A 17,592-nucleotide genomic window follows, 5' to 3' on the forward strand; every position below is an offset into this window, starting at 1 on the left:
ATTGTCCGGCACCCGACCCGGAGGAGCAAGGTGAACGCAGGGCGCGCGTTCAGGCTGGCGGCCGCCGAGGGTATGGTGCCTGCGGAACCGGTCGCCCGACCGGTTCCGGCTTAGCGACGGAAACGCCCGAGCAGACCGCCCTTGCCGGCGTCGGGAGCAGGCGCCGGGGCATTTTCAGCCTCGGCCACGCCGGTGGCCAGGCAGGCGTTGACGTAGTCGATCACCTCGGTGAGCGATACGCCGCTTTGCTCGGCGATGTCGGTCAGCAGGGCGGGCGCCTTCATCATCACGGTGGCGATGCGGAAATGTTTCGGGAACTCGCGTTCGGTCTGCGGCCAGCGCAGCAGCTTGTAGCGGTCGTTCAAGCCAAAGCCGTTGGCCAGGGCGCCGTTGCCGCCGCTCAGGGCGGACAGCCAGGCCAGGCGCGACCACGGCTGGCTGCCGCCGAGGCCAGCGGCCAGGGCCGTCAGTTCGGCGGCCGATACCGGCACCAGGTCGCTGTCGCGGATAACGGCGGCGCAGTAGGGCAGCAGTGGCTTGAGGGCGGCCCCGGACAGATAGGTCTGTGTGCCGGGGTCGAGCACCAAGTCCGGGGCGCCAACCAGCTGCAGCCGCACCGGGCCGGACAAGGCGCCCGGGCGAAGGTAGTCGGTAAGACGCGGATCGGCCTGCGGCGGGGCCACGGGCTGCTCGGCGGTGGTGCGTGCCGCGACCGGGGCGGGCGCTGCCGGCGATGGCGCCGGCTCGGGTTCGGACACCACGGGGGCTGCCGGTGCCGGGGCGCTCTCGATCGGGGCGGCCATCGGCTCGGCAGCGACGGGGGTCGGCCCGGCCGCCGGACTGCCGTCCAGGATCTGCGTGAACAGGGATGCGATCGCGTCGGCCGTGGCCGGCCGCTGCAGCACGTAGTCGGTGTCGGCGCGGCCGCCTGCGGTCAGCGCGACTACGATCTTGTCGCTGCCGATGGCCTTCATCAGGCTCATCTGGCCGTACATCGAGTCCATGTCGATCACCAGGACATGGGCTTCGGTTTCCGGCGTCAGCAACCAATGATTGCCGGTGCTTGCATTGGCTTGCTTGAAGCAGGTGGTGATCTCGGCCTCTTCCTCGCGGGAAAGGCCGGCAAAGCAAATACTGTGAGTGGTCATTACTGGTATTCCCCCTGATCACGCCTGCCGCAGCGACGTGAAGGCCGGCAGTGTCTGTTGCCGGCCCGCCCCACGTCAAATCCTCAGATGGGCCGGGCAGGGCGCTTGGGGAGGTGGTTCTTCAGGAAGGCCATCTGGTCGGCCAGGATGTGCCGGTTCGACAGGATCAGGTGCTCGACCCAGCTGGGGCGGTAGGGCACCGCCAGCAGCGGCATGCACGCCTGCTGCGGGCTGCGGCTGCCCTTGCGGGAGTTGCAGTGGACGCAGGCGCAGACCACGTTCTCCCAGATATCGCGGCCACCGCGCGAGACCGGGATGACGTGGTCACGCGTCAGCGAGTGCCGGCCGTACTCGCGGCCGCAGTACAGGCAGAGATTGGCGTCGCGTGCGAACAGTGCGGTGTTGGTCAGGGCCGGCGAGGGCGAGAGGCCCTGGATGCGCGCATGGCTGCGGCCGGCCACGATCGGGTGCAGGTCGATGGTGCTTTGCTGGCCGCTGGCGCGATTGGTACCGCCATGGACCGTCAGGCAAGGGTCGCCCAGGGTCCAGGCCACGGCGCCGCGGACATACAGGCAAACGGCATCCTGCCAGTGCATCCAGTCGAGGATGCGGCCGTGGGCGTCCAGCGAGAGAACGCGGGGCATGCGGATTTCACGTGCAGACGCCGGGCTGACCGGGGGAGAGAACGCCCCGGAGCCCACCAGACTCAGATGCGTGTGACCTGTGCCCATGACACTCCGAGCATACGCCTTGCGCATGTCAGTTCAAGGGGCGGGCACCGGCAAGCGCCATCGGGACGGTGCGGGATAGAATCGACGGGGAATCCTGCGAACGAGGCGACTGATGCGCGGCCTGTACCCCGAGATCGAACCCTATGACACCGGCACGCTTGCCGTGGACGGCCGCCACCGGCTCTTTTACGAGCAGTGCGGCAATCCCGAAGGCAAGCCCGTGGTGGTGTTGCACGGTGGTCCGGGCGGCGGCTGCGGCGCCAGGATGCGTCGCTTCCACGACCCCGCGCACTACCGGATCATCCTGTTCGACCAGCGCGGCAGCGGGCGATCGACGCCGCACGCCGACCTGGTCGACAACACCACCTGGGACCTGGTGGCCGACATCGAAAAGCTGCGCAAGCATCTGGGTATCGCGCGCTGGCAGGCGTTCGGCGGTAGTTGGGGTTCGACGCTGGCGCTCGCCTATGCCCAGGCGCACCCCGGCCAGGTTAGCGAGCTGGTGCTGCGCGGCATCTTCATGCTGAGGCGCTGGGAGCTGGAGTGGTTCTACCAGGAAGGCGCGTCGCGCCTGTTCCCCGAAGCCTGGGACAAGTACCTGGCGCCGATCCCGGTAGTCGAACGCCACGACCTGATTAGCGCTTACCACCGCCGGCTTACGTCGGACGACGAGGCGACGCGCCTGGCGGCGGCGCGGGCCTGGTCGGTGTGGGAAGCCAGCACCAGCTTCCTGCGCCAGGACGAGGCCTTCATCAACAGCCACGAGGACGCGCATTTCGCGCTCAGCTTCGCCCGCATCGAATGCCACTATTTCGTCAACGGCGGCTTCTTCGATGCCGATGACCAACTGCTGCGCGACGCGCATCGGCTCAAGGGCATCCCGGGCGTCATCGCGCACGGTCGCTACGACGTGGTGTGCCCGGTGCAGAACGCCTGGGACCTCAAGAAGGCCTGGCCGGAAGCAAGGCTGGAGATCGCGCCGAACTCAGGGCACGCGGCGTTCGAGGAAGAGCTGGTGGATATCCTGGTGCGCGCGACCGACGGGTTTCGTTAGGGGCGTCTTGCCGCGTTCGGATCAGGCGGGGCTGCCGTCGGGATTGCGGTCGAGTAGCCAGAGGCCGGCCCACAGCTTCGGATCCATCGAATAGCCCTGGGCCATCTTCGCCGCAAGCCAGCGCGGCGCGTCGGCCACCGGCACCTCGTGCACGGTGATGTCTTCGCTGTCGTCACCGCCGCCGGCGTGTATTCGGGTGAGGCCGCGGGCGCGCACGAACGCGATCAGCTCATTGCTCATGCCCGAACTGGTCGGACCCACCATCAGCACCTTGACCTCGTCCGCCTGCCAGCCGGTTTCCTCGAGTAGTTCGCGCTTGGCCGCTGCTTCCATGGTGTCGTGTGCATCCAGGTCGCCCACCAGGCCCGCGGGCATCTCGATGGTCGGTGCGCCCATCGGGATCCGGAACTGTTCGACAAACAGCAGTTTGTCCTCAGGCGTCACCGCAATCACGATCACTGCGCTGCCGGCATTGGTCCGCTCGGCGTACTCCCAATGCCCGCGACGCACCAGGCGCAGATAGGTGCCTTCGCACAGGGTGGTGACGGACTCGGTCATGCGGGTTCCTCGGGATTCAGGCCGACAGCAGTCGGCGGCGGGTCATGGGGCCCAGCCGAAGATCTTCGGCGATCGCCTCCAGTGCGCCCTTGTCGGGCTCGCGTCGCTGGGCGGTGCCAAAGTCCGCCGGCAGCGGTGCGTTGACGTCTATGGTCGCCAATTGGCGTGACAGCAGCGCGATGTCGCGATGCTCGGCCAGGCGCTGGGCATGCTGGGTGCTGCCGCGCATGCGCAGGAACGGCACTTCGGCCAGGCGCTGGTAGATCTCGTCCAGGCTGCCGAAATGGGCCAGCAGGATGGCGGCCGTCTTGGCGCCAATGCCCGGCACGCCCGGGATGTTGTCTATGGCGTCGCCGGTAAGGCCCAGGTAGTCGGCGATCTGATGGGCATGCACCCCGTAGCGGTCCTTGACCCCATCGGCACCCCAGCGCTCGTTGCGGGCGTAGTCCCACTGTTCGTCGCCGACCGCGAGCAGCTGTGACAGGTCCTTGTCGGCAGAAATGATGAGGCCGGCGTGGCCGGCGCGGCGCACCTGGGCCATGGCCGCACCAATCAGATCGTCGGCTTCGAACCGGCCGTTGGCCAGCACCGGCAGGCCGAGCCCGCGGCAAAGCCGCTGGCAGTGTCCGAACTGGCGCTTGAGTTCCTCGGGCGCGGCATCGCGATTGGCCTTGTAGGCCGGGTAAATTTCGTTGCGAAAGTTGGAATCAAGCGACTCATCGAAGGCGATGGCGATGCGTGCGGGCCGGTTCCGTTCCAGCAGGTCGAGCAGGAAGCGGGCGAACCCGTGCACCGCGTTGACCGGCCAGCCCTCGCGGTCCTCGAACTCGGGCGGCATCGAGTGCCAGGCCCTGAAAATGTAGAGGCTGGCGTCAACCAGATGGACGGGCGCGTTCACGGGTTCCATTCGCTGAGCAAGGCCGCGGGGTCGGGGCGCTGGCGTTCGGGCGCCGGTTCGGCTGGCGTGCCGATGTGGATGAACCCGAGCACGGTTTCGTTATCGAGCAATCCGAGCCGGGCGGTGATCACCGGATCGTAGGCCGCCCATCCGGTCAGCCACTGGGCCCCGAAGCCCAGCGCCTGGGCGGCCTGCAGCAGGGCAAAGCAGACGGCGCCGCCGGACAGTAGTTGTTCCTGTTCGGGCACTTTGTGGCCGCGGCTCAGGCATCCGATCACGGCCAGCACCACCGGAGCATGCGAGAAGCGCTGCCGATCCTTCGCGACCGCTGCCGCCGGGGCGGCGGGGTCGCGCTGCAGTGCCCGGTCCACCAGCAGGTCGCCCAGCGCCGCTCTGGCCTCGCCCTGGATGCGCAAAAAGCGCCAAGGCGCCAGCTTGCCGTGGTCGGGGACCCGGACGGCCTCGGCCAGCATGGCCAGGGTCTGCTCGGGCGTTGGGCCGGGCGCCCCCAGCAGGCGGGACGGCACCGAGCGGCGCTGGCGCAGGAAGTCGAACTCGTTCATGGTCGTGAGGTTACCATTCACCCCGCGCAGACCGCCGTTCGCGGGTTTTGCGAGCGAGGTCACAGAAGGATTGTGCGACCCTCGCCACACTGGCATCCACAGCGCGTAGTCCCCCCGGACGTGCAGAGGCCCATGAGCATCAACACAACCCAGCCGCCGCTACCCGCCAATACCCAGGACCTTGTCCTGGGCATGCGTCGACGCAGCACCGAGCATCTGCAGGCGGTCCTTGCCCGTGTCTTCGCGCGTGCCGACGATTGGCTGTTCGACCTCGCCAAGAAAGACGGCGTGCCGGACGGCTCGCCCTATCTGCATGCGATGCGCGCCCTGCGCACTTCGCGCGCGCCGATCGAGCGTGGTTTCCGCGAGCACCTCGACCAGGGCTTCGCAGGCTTGGGTCGTCAGCTTGCGCCCGCCGCCGATGCCGATGGCACGCCGGAGCTGACCCTGCTCGAGGAAAGCGAGCTCGAGCAGCACTTGGCGACCAACCTGATCGCCGAAGCCATTTCCCGCATCCACGGCAACCAGCTCGACGAACTGTCCGCGCGCCTGGCGCGCATGCTGGGTATCGCCGTGCTCGACCCGGAGCTGAGCCCGCTGAGCGCCCACGGCCTGGCCGGTGCCATCCGCACCGCCCAGGAAGGCGTGGAAGTGCCGTCCGACGTCCGGATGGTGCTTTTCAAGTACTACGAGCGTGAGCTGATCCACGATCTGCGCGAGCTGCTGACCGACCTCAACGCCCGCCTGGCCAGCGCCGGCTTCCATCCGGCTGGCGCCCAGAAGCCAGCGCCGCGCCAGGCCCCCGCGCCGCCTCCTCCGTCTGCCGACGGCTACGCCGGTGCGGTATCCGACTACGGTGGCAGTGCCGGTGCCGGAGGCGCGTCCGCGGCCCAGGGCGCAGCCCCCGAAGATCGGGCGGTCTACGACGCCCTGCTGCAGCTGCTGCACAACATGCGTCCGGGCAACCAGCCCGGCGCGGAACAGAATCGCGGCAATCCCGACCAGCGGCCGCTGGCCGCGCCGGAAATGATGTCGGTGCTGTCGCTGCTGCAGTCCACCGTGCCCAACGCCGTCACCGAGGCGATCAGTCGCCCGGAAGCTTCGCTGGCCGTGCTGCTGAAGAACGAACTGCTCCAGAACGCCAGCCGTATCGGCCTGCCGCCCGACAAAGTCAGCATGAGTCAGGACGACGAGGACGCGGTCGACCTGGTGGGCATGCTGTTTGACGTGATGTTCGACGAGCGCGATTTCGAGCAGACCTCGCGCACGCTGATTTCCCGCCTGGTGGTGCCGTTCGTGAAGGCTGCGGTGATGGATCGCCGTCTCTTCCTTTACAAGACCCACCCTGCGCGTCGCTTGCTCAACTCCCTGGCCGAGGCTTGCGAAGGCAACCGTGGCGAAGGCCCGCAGGAACGCGAGCTGCTGCAGAAGGCCGAAAGCACCGTGGACCGGCTGATTGCCGAGTTCAACGAAGACATCGCCATCTTCGAGACCCTTGAGCAGGAGCTGCGCTCGTTCCTTGACCAGCACCGTCGCCGGGTAGAGCTGGCGGAGCGTCGCGCCGCGGAGGCCCAGCGCGGACAGGAGCGGCTCGAGCAGGCTCGCGAACTGGCCGCCAAGGAACTCGAACAGCGCACCCGGGGCCTGTCGCCGACGCCGGCGATGGAGGATTTCCTCGGGCGCTGCTGGACCCATCACCTTTCCATGATCGCCCTGCGCGAGGGCCCGGAGAGCGGCTCTTGGCAGGCGGCCCTGACTGTGGCCGACCAATTGCTGGCCCTGCTGCCGCGCGAGGGCGTTCCGTCAACGCCGGTCGCCCCCGCCGTGCAGGCACTGCGCGAACCCATTGAAACCGTCCTGGCCAGTTCCGGCATCACCGGCGAAGCCGCGCAGGACCAGATCAGCGCACTGGCAAACAGCCTCGAGCTGCTGGCGCTGGGCCAGGTTCCGCCGCCGGTTGAGCCGCCGGTGGAGAACGTCATCAACCTGCCCGAACGACGCAGCGCCGCGACGGTGGCGGCAACGGCGGCCCTGGCCGACCTCAAGCCGCGGCTCGAGGTGGTGGGCGGTCGCGACGATCTCGAGGTCAACGAGTCTGACGTCGAGCAGATGCGCCAGCTCAAGGTCGGCACCTGGATCCACATCGCGGGCGAAGACGGCAAGCATCATCCGGTCAAGCTTTCCTGGGTGAGCCCGATTTCCTCGCGCCTGATGTTCGTCAACCGCCGCGGCGTACGCGTGCTGGTCGCCTCGGTCGAGGAGCTGGCCGCGATGAAGCAGGAAGGCAACCTGCTGGTGCGCGAGCAGGAGAACGTCTTCGACCAGGTTCTGCATCGGGTCATGGGCAAGCTCAAGACCGAAGCCAACTGAGGCCTTGGCTCGCGACGGCGGTCGCCGTCGCCGCAGCGCCCCTGCCTTAGCGCAGGCGCTTCCGGTAGCATCGAGGCATTCGCTTCCAGGAGTCGCAGGCATGGCGGTCAGCATCGTATTGGTTCGTGAAACCGCCAGCGGCGAGCGTCGCGTGGCGATGACTCCCGAGACCGCGAAGAAACTCACGGCGCTTGGCGCCCGGCTCGTGATCGAGCGCGGCGCCGGCTTGCCGGCGCATTTCCCCGACGAAGCCTATGTCGGCGCAGAGCTCACGGACGACGCCGATGCCGCGCTGGCGGCAGCGGACATCCTGGTGTGCGTGCAGCCGCCCGACAATGTCCGGCTGGCGCACCTCAAGCCCGGGGCCGTGATCGTCGGCCTGCTGGCGCCGCACGCCGACGCGGCACGCGTGGACACGCTGGTAGCCGGCCGCCTGACCGGGTTCTCGCTCGAGCGGCTGCCGCGCACCACGCGCGCCCAGGCCATGGACGTGCTCAGCTCGCAGGCCGGCATGGCTGGTTACAAAGCCGTGTTGATCGCGGCCCAGCTCGCACCGCGTTACTTCCCGATGCTGACCACCGCGGCCGGCACCATCCGGCCGTCGAAGGTGCTGATCGTCGGTGCCGGCGTGGCCGGCCTGCAGGCCATCGCCACCGCACGCCGGCTGGGCGCGCAGGTCGAGGGCTTCGACGTGCGTCCTGAAACGCGCGAACAGATCGAATCCCTGGGCGGCAAGTTCCTGGACCTGGGCGTCAGTGCGGCCGGCGAGGGCGGCTACGCCCGCGAGCTGACCGCCGAGGAGCGCAGCGAACAGCAGCGGCGCTTGGCCGAGCATCTCAAATCAGTGGACGTGATCGTCACGACCGCAGCGGTGCCCGGGCGTCCGGCGCCCAAGATCATCAGTGCTTCCATGGTGGCGGGCATGAAGCGCGGCAGCGTCATCGTTGACCTGGCCGCCGAAACCGGCGGCAACTGCGAGCTGACGCGTCCTGGCGAAACCTACGAAATCGATGGTGTCACCGTCGCCGGCCCGCTGAACTTGGCCAGCCAGGGAAGTCTGCACGCCAGTGAGATGTACGCGCGCAATGTTTACAACTTCCTGGCGTTGTCGCTTAAGGACGGCCAGCTCACGCTGGACTGGGACGATGAGCTGATCAGCAAGACCTGCCTCGCCCACGCCGGCGAGAAGCGGGCCTGATCGGAGGCTAGTCTGCCGGCGGAGGCGAGATCGCCGGCCCGCCGGTCTGGAGCCAGGCGCGGCGTTGCTCCGGACTCATGCCGTGCCAGCGTTCGCGCATCGCGCGGCGCTCTGCCTCGGGCAGCGCGTGCATGGCCCGCATGCTGGTGCGCATTTTCTCGCGCAGCTCCGGCGGCAGGTCGCGGAAATTGCGGGCGCCGGCGCGAAGCTTGTCGCGCTCCTCGGGTGTCATCGCTTCCCAGCGGGCCTTGCGCTCCAGTGATTCGAGCGCGCGCACCCGGCGCGACGCAGGCAGTTCATCCCATCCCTCGCGCAGCTTCGCCAAGGCTTCCTGCCGGGACGGACTCAGTTCGTCCCAGCGCGGGACGCTGACGCCGGCGGGCACCGGGATGGGGCCGCGGTCGTGGTCGCGGTCGTCGCGCTCGCCCCGGGAGTCGTGGGTGTCATGGGCAAAGGACGGCGCGGCCAGGCCGAGGCCAAGCGCCAGCGCCAGCAGGGCGAGGCAGGCCCTCACGGTCCCGACCTTGCAGACGTCGCCACCGGCGCATCGGCCAGCCACAGATAGAGCGCCGGGTCTTCCTCGGCAAGCAGGGTGTCGAAATCGCTGACAGGGGCCGTAGAGGCGAACTCATCGGCGTCCATGGAAGGGGCTGGCGCTGTTGGCATCCACCAGGCCAAGCCGAGGGCCAGCACGGTCGCGGCAAAAGCGCCCGCCGGCACCATGCCAGGCAAGTTCCTTCGCCGCGGCTGCTGGGCCTCGTGCCGGGCCCGGCGCAGGCGGAAAGCGGCGCCTTGGTCCAGGCGCTCGGTGGCGCGATCGAACAGCGAACGCGCGTTGTCGGTGATCGGGTCGGGGCGGCTCATCGCCAGTCCTCCAGGTGGATTCGCAGGGCGGCCATCGCCCGCGACAGATGTGTTTTAACCGAGCCGTCCGAACAGCCCATGGCGGCGGCGGTCTCGGCGACGTCCAGGCCCTGCAGCTCCCGCAGCAGGTAGGCCTCGCGCTGCCGGCGCGGAAGCTGTCGAAGCGCCTTGCCCAAGGCAGCCCAGGCCAGGGCGTCGGTGTGTCGGCGGGCCGGGTCCTCGCTAGGGTCGGGCAGCATTTCCAGGGGGTCGCCGAGCTCGTCTTCGTGACGGCCCAGTACCGCCATTACTTTGCGACGCACCGTGTTACGGCGGTGCCGGTCGGTTATCTGACTGCGCAGAATCGACCAGAACAACGGGGTCCACTCGGCCGGCGGGCGGTCGCGGTAGGCCACCAGCTTGATCATGGCGTCCTGCACCGCATCCATCGCGTCCTCGCGGTGGCCCAGGGCCAGCTCCGCCATGCGGAATGCGCGCCGCTCCACCGACGCCAGGAAGGCATCGAAGTCGACGGCCGGTGATGACGGGGCGGCGTCGAACGGCATCACAGCGGGGCGAATGGGACGTCCATGCCGGTTTATAACGCATCGCCCTGACTTCGGTTGACCGCCCGCCGGGGCTTCCCGCCTGGCGGCGGCCAGCCCCTAGCCGCTGTTAAGCCAAGGGTTATGATGGGCCAGTCGCGCATCCGCGCGGGGAGGGGACATGGACGGCTTCGTCGCGCTCTACATCTTCGTGCTCGCTGCCTTCACTGGCTACGAGATCATCGGCCGGGTGCCGGTGATCCTGCACACGCCACTGATGTCCGGGTCAAACTTCGTGCACGGTATTGTGATGATCGGCGCGATGGTGGTGCTGGGTCACGCCGACACCACCACCGAGAAAGTGATCGGGTTTCTGGCGGTCCTGATGGGTGCCGGCAACGCCGCTGGCGGCTACGTGGTCACCGAACGCATGCTTGAGATGTTCAAGTCGTCCAAGAAGCCGGGAGCCGGCGCGTGAGCGGCTGGCTGCTGCCGTTGGTGAAGGCCAGCTATTTCGTCGCGGCGTTGCTGTTCATCCTCGGCATCAAGCGCATGGCGTCTCCGGTGACCGCGCGCAGCGGTATCCAGTGGGCTGGCGTCGGCATGGTGCTGGCTACCGTGGCCACCTTCCTGTTGCCCGGCCTGCAAAACGTCGCGCTGATTGCCCTGGCCGTGTTCCTGGGGACTCTGGTTGCCTGGGTTTCGGGCAAGCGCGTCGCAATGACAGACATGCCCCAAATGGTCGCGCTTTACAACGGCCTGGGCGGCGGCTCCGCGGCGGCCATCGGCGCCGTCGAATTGCTCAAGTTCTCCGACGCCGGCCTGGCGCCGTCCCAGACCGCGCTGGTATTGGCGGTCATCGGCTCCTTGATCGGTTCGATTTCGCTGACCGGCTCGGTGATTGCCTGGGCCAAACTCGACGGACGCCTTGACCGGCGCTTCACCTTCCCGGGGCAACAGGCCTTCAACGCGCTGGTGTTCGTGCTGGCGATCGCACTGGGCGCGCTGACCGTCTACGGACTCGAACAGCCGGTGATCATCGGATTCTTCGTCACCGCGCTGGCGCTGGGCGTACTGATGACGCTGCCGATCGGCGGTGCCGACATGCCGGTGGTGATCTCCCTCTACAACGCGCTGACCGGCCTGGCCGTGGCCTTCGAAGGCTACGTGCTTCAGAACGAAGCCTTGATCATCGCCGGCATGGTGGTGGGCGCGGCTGGCACCATGCTGACCCAGCTGATGGCCAAGGCCATGAATCGCTCGATCGCCAGCGTGCTGTTCGGCAGCTTTGGCCAGACCGGCGAGGCGGCCGAGATCAGCGGCGCGCAGAAGCCCATCGAGGCCGGCGACGTCGCCGCGATGATGGCCTATGCCGAACGCGTGGTGATCGTGCCGGGCTACGGCCTTGCCGTGGCGCAGGCCCAGCACAAGGTCTGGGAACTCACCCAGGTGCTGATGAAGCGCGGCGTAAAGGTGCGCTTCGCCATCCACCCGGTGGCGGGCCGCATGCCTGGCCACATGAACGTGCTGCTGGCCGAAGCTGGCGTGCCTTACGATCTGATTGCGGACATGGACGACATCAACCCCGAGTTCCCGTCCACTGACGTGTCACTGGTAATCGGCGCCAACGACGTCGTCAATCCGGTAGCCAAGACGGATCCGGCTTCGCCCATCTACGGCATGCCGATCCTGGACGTGGTGAATTCAAAGAACACCATCGTGATCAAGCGCGGCAAGGGGACGGGCTTCGCCGGCATCGAGAATGCGCTGTTCTATGCCGACAACACCCGCATGCTCTACGGCGACGCGGCGGCGGCGGTGAGCCAGCTGGTGGCCGAACTCAAGTCGGTGGACGGCGGGCACTGAGCCCGCCGGTGCACGGCTAGCGGCCCACCCGCCAGGCCAAGGCCAGCGCGAGCAGGGCCCAGGCGATGTCCCAGCCGGACGTCGCATGCCGCACCAGTTCGCCGGCAAGCACCGGCCCCAGGCGTTGCGCGGACTCCAGCGGCGTCAGGCCCAGCAGCAGGCCCATCTGGGTGGCCGCCATCATCCAATAGCTGGCCAGCGTGGCGATGGCGGTCCCGGCCAGCGCCAGGAAAGCGCGCATGCGCCCCGCCGGCGCGGCGGCCAGACGCAGCATCAGCGCCATGTCCAAGGCCGCGACCAGCGCCAGCCAGCCATTGGGGGTTCGGAAATTGAGGTAGGCGGCCAGCCAGATGGCCACCATGCCCAGCACGCCGACCACCAGCGCCAGCAGCGGCAGCAGCCAGGCCTGGACGGTTCGGGAACGATTCGTTGGCGGCAAGTCGGTTTCCAGGGCAGGCAAGGGGCTAAAATAGCCGTCTTTGCGGCCAGGTGATACCTGCAGTGAGCTACTCCCGAACCAGCGAACCGGTGAAATTCGAACGCGACTGCGCTGCCGTCATGGTGCCGCAGGGCGAGGCGGTCACCCTCCCGGCCGGCACCACCGGCTACATCACCCAGGCCCTGGGCGGATCTTTCACGGTATTCGTGGACGGCAACCTGTTCCGCATCGCTGGTGAGGACGCCGATGCCATCGGTAAGCCCATGCCCGCGCCACTTGAGCTGCCTGAAGGCGCTGGCGACGATGACGTCGAGAAGCTGGTCTGGGACCAGCTGCGTACGTGTTTCGACCCGGAGATCCCGGTGAACATTGTCGAGCTGGGCCTGGTCTATGACTGCGACCTCGGCCGCAATGCCGAAGGGGAACGCACCGTGGCGGTACGCATGACCCTGACGGCGCCCGGCTGCGGCATGGGCGACATCCTGGTCGAGGACGTGCGCACCAAGGTCGAACGGGTGCCGACCGTGGTCGAGGCCGATGTCGAGCTGGTGTTCGACCCGCCCTGGAACCAGACCATGATGTCCGACGCCGCGCGTCTCGAGACGGGCCTGTTCTGATTTTTCCGACGGCGCCTCGCCGTCGTTCGCAGGCATCAATGTGCGCAATTGTTGCGCTGCCGCAGCTCGGCGGTGGGCGTTCCGCTGTCCCGAAGGCCAGTGTTTTCGCGGCATCTCCGGCCGGTCAGCGTAGCTGCCGCAGTGCGGCTTGACCTATGACTTTCGTCACGCTAGCGTCGGGCTCGTGCGGTGTGCTTGTGAAGTGCATCACACGTCCGGGTGGCGAAATTCGCCCCGCAACGATTTTGGCCATTGACGGCCAGCGCGGGGACAAAGTTTGCCAGGGGACCCGGGGCATGGAAGCAAACACGGCCGATTGACGGCCTTTCTTGCCATACCTTTTCGGGGAACCATCATCGTGAGCATGAATACACGCAAGCTCCGCCTGCGCGGACTCGTTGCGGCCACAACCCTTGCGCTGGCCGCGCACGCCGCCTTCGCCGCAGAACCGCAGAACAGCCCGTTTGTTGACCTCGGCTCGCTCGACGCCGACGCGCAGTTCGATCGCTTCATCATCAAATACCGTGACGGCAGCTCCGAGTCGGTCAACGCCGAGGCGTTCAGCCGCTCGCTGCAGTCGGCCTCCACCCGCGCCAACCAGATGGTCCAGGCTTCGCGCCTGCAGCGCGGTGAACGCCGCTCCATCAACAAGCCCCTGGTTGCCAGCCACGTGCGCCGCATGTCGCTGGGCGCCGACGTCATTGCCGTGTCCCAGAAGCTGGGCCGTCAGGATGCCGAGACCCTGATGCGGGAAATCGCCGCGAACCCCAACGTGGAGTTCGTGCAGGTCGACCGGATCATGAAGCACACGCTGACCCCGAACGACACCAATTACAGCCAGCAGTGGGGCTTCTCCAGCTCCACCGCGGGCATCCGCGCGAACCAGGCCTGGGACGTGGCCACCGGCACCGGCATCATTGTCGCCGTGCTCGACACCGGTCACGTCAGCCACAGTGACCTGAACGCCAATATTGTCGGCGGTTACGACTTCATTTCCAGCTCGTCCGTCGCGGGCGACGGCAATGGTCGTGATTCCGATCCGAGTGATCCGGGTGACTACTCCGGCGGCCAGTCCTCCAGCTGGCACGGCACCCACGTGGCCGGCACCATCGCGGCGGTCACCAATAATGGCAAGGGCGTCGCGGGTACCGCGTTCAATGCCCGGGTCATGCCGGTCCGCGTCCTGGGTCGCGGCGGCGGCTCCACTTCCGACATCGCCGACGCCATCATCTGGGCTTCGGGCGGTACGGTGAGCGGTGTGCCGACCCTGTCGGCGGCCAACGCGGCCGACGTCATCAACATGTCGCTGGGCGGCGGCGGTTCCTGCGACACGCTGACCCAGAACGCCATCAACAGCGCCGTCAGCCGGGGTACCACCGTGGTCGTGGCCGCTGGCAACAGCAACGCCAATGCTGCGAACTTCACCCCGGCCAGCTGCAACAACGTCATCAACGTGGCGTCGATCACCAGCTCCGGTGCGCGTTCGAGCTTCTCCAACTATGGCGCGTCCATCGACGTGGCCGCCCCGGGCTCGGGCATCCTCTCGACGCTGAACTCGGGTAGCACCACGCCCGGCAGCGAGTCCTACGCGTCCTACAACGGCACGTCGATGGCGGCGCCGCACGTTGCCGGCGCCGTGGCCCTGGTGCAGAGCCGTCGTCTGGCCTTGGGCCAGGCGCTGTACACCCCGGCCCAGGTCGAGGCGCAGCTCAAGGCCACCGCGTATCCGCTGCCGGGCGCCTGCTCCGGTGGTTGTGGCGCGGGCATCATCGATGCCAAGGCCTTGGTGGATGCGGCCGGTGGTGGTTCGCCGCCGCCCCCGCCGCCGCCGGCCGGTGGCACGCTGACCAAGGGCGTCGCCGTCTCTGGTCTTTCGGCAAGCACCGGCAATTCGCTGAACTACACGATGGTCGTGCCCGCCGGCTCTACCAACCTGACGTTCTCCATGTCGGGTGGTACCGGTGACGCTGACATGTACGTGCAGTTCGGCAGCGCGCCGACGGACTCGTCCTACGTCTGCCGCCCGTACCTGAGCGGCAACAGCGAGACCTGCACCATTGCGGCGCCCTCGGCCGGTACCTACCACGTCCGCGTGAAGGCCTACTCGAGCTTCTCCGGTGTCAGTCTGGTGGGTAACTACACGGCGGGTGGCGGTGGCGGCAGCAGCCCGCAGACCTACACCAACACCACCGACTACGCGATCAACAACAACGCTACGGTCGAAAGCCCGATCAGCGTTTCCGGTCGCAGCGGCAATGGCCCGAGCAACGCCTCGGTCGCGGTGAACATCGTCCACACCTACCGCGGTGACCTGCGCGTCGACCTCGTCGCGCCGGACGGCTCGCTCTACAACATCAGCAACCGGGCCGGCGGCAGCGCCGACAACCTGGTGGGTACCTACACGTTCAACCTGTCGTCGGAGGCCCTCAACGGCACCTGGCGCCTGCGCGTCAGGGACAACGCGAACGGTGATACCGGCTACATCAATAGCTGGTCGATCACCTTCTAATAAGTAGGTGGATCAGCTCCTCATCGGACCCCGGCTTAGGCCGGGGTCTTTTTTTGGAGGGCTGGGCCCGGGTCACATTGTGACGGGCCCCTCACTCTTGGACGGGGCGTTTCGGCCTGAAAACAGGCGCTTTCGGTCATTACAGGACCAGCCGGGGCAAATAGTGACGCATAAAAATACTGAAATAACATGCACTTATCATAGACGTGGTGAATAATGTTCACTAGAATCCGACGGGTTGGAACAGGGGCGCGGCGCGGACAGGCTGGTTGAGCAGGTCTCCGGGTGCGATAGCAGTAAAAGGGGACCTATGTCACAGAATGCCTTCGCGCCTATCGCTGGCGCCTTTCGTCGTGCTGCCGGTTTTTCGGCAAGCGCTGTAGTCGTCACGGGCCTGCTTTTTTCTTCCAGCGCCAATGCCTGGCAGCCCGGCAAGGACGGCAGCCGCACGATTTCGGCGAATACGACCTATGCGTCCCTGCCGGAAGTGCGAATCACGACCCTGGCCTCTGCGGCCGTTGCCGGCAGCGTGACGCTGTCCCTCGCCAGCGCCGCCGGTATCGCCGCGGGCGACGTTCTGATGATCTATCAGGCGCAAGGCGCCACCATTGGTTCAGGCGACACCGCCGCCTACGGCGCCGTATCGAGCCTTGGCAATGCGGGCCGTTACGAGTTGGTCAGTGTGCTGAGCGTGTCCGGAACCACCGTGACGCTCAGTCCGGCCTGCGGCGCTGCGCCCCTGCGTTTTTCCTACAACAACGCCAGCCAGGTTATCCGTGTTCCCCAGTACAGCGCCCTGACAATTGGCGCAGCGGTCACGCTGAGCGCACCGCTTTGGAACGGCAGCACCGGCGGGGTAATGCCGCTGTTGGTGCAGAACGCATTCGTGGTCAATGGCATCGTCTCCGCATCGGGTGCCGGCTTTCGAGGTGGCGTGCTGGACAACATCACGACGGCGGCTGGTTCCGACGTGAGCCTGTTCCGTGGCGTATCCGACGCGAATGGCGGCGAGAAGGGTGAGAGCATCGCCGGCTTCCAGGCGCAGTACGACTCGCTCAATGGCCGCTATGGCCGTGGTGCTCCGGCGAATGGCGGTGGTGGCGGCAACGCCCACAACGCCGGCGGCGGTGGCGGCGCCAACGGCAACTCCGGCCTTACCTGGAACGGACAAGGCAACCCGAGTTTGTCCACGCCCGGCTGGGCCGCGGCCTGGAATATTGATGGAACCCTGACAGCCACGACGACATCCTCTGGTGGCGGTCGCGGTGGCTACACCTATGGAGCCAGCGACCAGAATGCGTTGATCTTGGCGCCTGGCAACGCGGCCTGGGCTGGCAACAACCGTCGGGAGCGTGGTGGCCTCGGCGGGCGCCCGCTCGCCAACAACCCGTCCACGACCGGCAATACGCGCCTGTTCCTTGGCGGCGGCGGCGGGGCAGGTGATGCAAACAACTCGGCAGGTGGATCGGGTGCGCGCGGCGGCGGTTTTGTGTTCGTAATCGCAGGAACGATTTCCGGGTCCGGGCAGATCGTCGCAGATGGCCTCACCGCGGCGAATTCAACCCCCGCCCACAACGATGCCCCGGGCGGCGGCGGCGGCGGCGGAACCATCGCGGTGTCGGCCACTACTGCCAGCGGGGTATCCCTGTTCGCGCGCGGCGGCAATGGCGGCAACCAGCTGATTGTCAACAATGAGTCCGAAGGTCCGGGCGGCGGCGGCGGCGGCGGGTTCATCGCGGCGCCTGCGCTGTTGACGACCACGGTGACGGGCGGTCTCAACGGTACGACCTCGTCATTGGCCGTAACGGAGTTCCTGCCCAACGGTGCGACGCGCGGCGGAAACGGCAATACGACCACGACACCAGCGCTGTCCTCGTTGCCGGTTTGCAGTACGACTGCCACGGTGGTGCTTGGTGTGACCAAGACCGACTCTCTCACCGCATACACGCCAGGCGGTACCGCCACTTACACGGTGGTCGTGACCAACAGCGGCAGCATTCCGGCTGTCGGTACGCTTGTCGACGATCCTCTGCCGGCCGGCGTCACGCTGAGCGGGCCGTGGACCTGCGTCGCTTCGGCCGGCGGTTCCTGCCCGGCCAGTGGCGGCGCGCTTGGAAACACGACGCTTAGCCTCAGCGGCACCGTGGCCGGCGCCAACGGCACCCTGACCATCACCGTACCCGTGGCCTTCTCGGCCAATCCCAACGACTACTGAGTGCCTGCCCGATGAATGCCAATACTTCCCGGGATTGC

General features: G+C 67.4%; 16 protein-coding genes and 2 pseudogenes. 9 read left to right on the forward strand and 9 right to left on the reverse strand.

The features are described 5' to 3' along the window. Positions 1-110 precede the first annotated feature (110 nt). Both ACYVGY_RS02755 and ACYVGY_RS02760 read right to left on the reverse strand, forming a co-directional pair. On the reverse strand, positions 111-1,148 hold the full coding sequence (locus ACYVGY_RS02755; protein ID WP_460455949.1) for a serine/threonine-protein kinase: 1,038 nt from the start codon (positions 1,146-1,148) through the stop codon (positions 111-113). A gap of 83 nt (positions 1,149-1,231) precedes the next feature. Then, positions 1,232-1,879 (reverse strand): HNH endonuclease, encoded by a 648-nt coding sequence (locus ACYVGY_RS02760; RefSeq protein WP_460455950.1) that lies wholly within the window; start codon positions 1,877-1,879, stop codon positions 1,232-1,234. Positions 1,880-1,991: 112 nt separating this feature from the next. Between ACYVGY_RS02760 and pip the strand changes: the two genes are divergently transcribed. After that, positions 1,992-2,933, forward strand: a complete 942-nt coding sequence (gene pip / locus ACYVGY_RS02765; RefSeq protein WP_460455951.1) for a prolyl aminopeptidase — start codon at positions 1,992-1,994, stop codon at positions 2,931-2,933. A gap of 21 nt (positions 2,934-2,954) precedes the next feature. Here the strand turns inward: pip and ACYVGY_RS02770 are convergent, their stop codons facing one another. Genes ACYVGY_RS02770 through ACYVGY_RS02780 form a run of 3 tightly spaced genes read right to left on the reverse strand, consistent with a single transcriptional unit; the run spans position 2,955 to position 4,952 of the window. After that, a complete protein-coding gene (locus ACYVGY_RS02770) occupies positions 2,955-3,491 on the reverse strand; it encodes an NUDIX hydrolase (protein ID WP_460455952.1) in 537 nt (178 codons plus the stop codon). 16 nt (positions 3,492-3,507) lie between these two features. Next, on the reverse strand, positions 3,508-4,398 hold the full coding sequence (locus ACYVGY_RS02775; RefSeq protein WP_460455953.1) for a 5'-3' exonuclease: 891 nt from the start codon (positions 4,396-4,398) through the stop codon (positions 3,508-3,510). Beyond that, on the reverse strand, positions 4,386-4,952 hold the full coding sequence (locus ACYVGY_RS02780; protein ID WP_460455954.1) for a nitroreductase family protein: 567 nt from the start codon (positions 4,950-4,952) through the stop codon (positions 4,386-4,388). Before ACYVGY_RS02780 ends, ACYVGY_RS02775 begins: the two co-directional genes overlap by 13 nt. A gap of 132 nt (positions 4,953-5,084) precedes the next feature. On the opposite strand from ACYVGY_RS02780, the gene ACYVGY_RS02785 reads away from it, so the two are divergent. Then, on the forward strand, positions 5,085-7,322 hold the full coding sequence (locus ACYVGY_RS02785; protein WP_460455955.1) for a DUF1631 family protein: 2,238 nt from the start codon (positions 5,085-5,087) through the stop codon (positions 7,320-7,322). A 100-nt stretch (positions 7,323-7,422) separates the two neighbouring features. Continuing rightward, the gene (locus ACYVGY_RS02790; RefSeq protein WP_460455956.1) at positions 7,423-8,520 is read left to right on the forward strand and encodes an NAD(P) transhydrogenase subunit alpha; all 1,098 of its coding nucleotides are present in this window, start codon (positions 7,423-7,425) and stop codon (positions 8,518-8,520) included. A 7-nt stretch (positions 8,521-8,527) separates the two neighbouring features. Here ACYVGY_RS02790 and ACYVGY_RS02795 read toward each other — a convergent pair whose 3' ends face one another. The 3 genes from ACYVGY_RS02795 to ACYVGY_RS02805 are packed head-to-tail and all read right to left on the reverse strand — an operon-like array spanning position 8,528 to position 9,929. Next, positions 8,528-9,034 carry a DUF3106 domain-containing protein gene (locus ACYVGY_RS02795; RefSeq protein ID WP_460455957.1) on the reverse strand — a complete coding sequence of 169 codons (507 nt, stop codon included), beginning with the start codon at positions 9,032-9,034 and terminating at the stop codon, positions 8,528-8,530. After that, positions 9,031-9,384 carry a hypothetical protein gene (locus ACYVGY_RS02800; RefSeq protein WP_460455958.1) on the reverse strand — a complete coding sequence of 118 codons (354 nt, stop codon included), beginning with the start codon at positions 9,382-9,384 and terminating at the stop codon, positions 9,031-9,033. The genes ACYVGY_RS02795 and ACYVGY_RS02800 overlap by 4 nt, the downstream gene beginning before the upstream one ends. Next, on the reverse strand, positions 9,381-9,929 hold the full coding sequence (locus ACYVGY_RS02805; protein ID WP_460455959.1) for an RNA polymerase sigma factor: 549 nt from the start codon (positions 9,927-9,929) through the stop codon (positions 9,381-9,383). Before ACYVGY_RS02805 ends, ACYVGY_RS02800 begins: the two co-directional genes overlap by 4 nt. Before the next feature lie 160 nt (positions 9,930-10,089). Between ACYVGY_RS02805 and ACYVGY_RS02810 the strand changes: the two genes are divergently transcribed. Further along, positions 10,090-10,386 (forward strand): NAD(P) transhydrogenase subunit alpha part 2, encoded by a 297-nt coding sequence (locus ACYVGY_RS02810; RefSeq protein ID WP_325129613.1) that lies wholly within the window; start codon positions 10,090-10,092, stop codon positions 10,384-10,386. Further along, positions 10,383-11,774, forward strand: a complete 1,392-nt coding sequence (locus tag ACYVGY_RS02815) for an NAD(P)(+) transhydrogenase (Re/Si-specific) subunit beta (protein ID WP_460455960.1) — start codon at positions 10,383-10,385, stop codon at positions 11,772-11,774. Before ACYVGY_RS02810 ends, ACYVGY_RS02815 begins: the two co-directional genes overlap by 4 nt. A gap of 16 nt (positions 11,775-11,790) precedes the next feature. On the opposite strand, the gene ACYVGY_RS02820 is transcribed toward ACYVGY_RS02815, so the two are convergent. Beyond that, positions 11,791-12,213, reverse strand: a complete 423-nt coding sequence (locus tag ACYVGY_RS02820) for a hypothetical protein (RefSeq protein ID WP_460455961.1) — start codon at positions 12,211-12,213, stop codon at positions 11,791-11,793. A 62-nt stretch (positions 12,214-12,275) separates the two neighbouring features. Here ACYVGY_RS02820 and sufT point away from each other — a divergent pair, with 62 nt between their 5' ends. From sufT to ACYVGY_RS02840, 4 genes and pseudogenes are all read left to right on the forward strand, one after another. After that, complete coding sequence (gene sufT, locus ACYVGY_RS02825) at positions 12,276-12,830, forward strand: putative Fe-S cluster assembly protein SufT (protein WP_460455962.1); 555 nt, start codon at positions 12,276-12,278, stop codon at positions 12,828-12,830. Positions 12,831-13,194: 364 nt separating this feature from the next. Next, positions 13,195-14,970, forward strand: a pseudogene (locus ACYVGY_RS02830) (S8 family peptidase); the annotation flags it as partial. Positions 14,971-15,108: 138 nt separating this feature from the next. Beyond that, a pseudogene (locus ACYVGY_RS02835) lies at positions 15,109-15,339 on the forward strand (proprotein convertase P-domain-containing protein); the annotation flags it as partial. 310 nt (positions 15,340-15,649) lie between these two features. After that, on the forward strand, positions 15,650-17,554 hold the full coding sequence (locus ACYVGY_RS02840) for a hypothetical protein (protein ID WP_460455963.1): 1,905 nt from the start codon (positions 15,650-15,652) through the stop codon (positions 17,552-17,554). Positions 17,555-17,592 lie beyond the last annotated feature (38 nt).

The sequence above is a fragment of the Arenimonas alkanexedens genome, assembly GCF_054781355.1.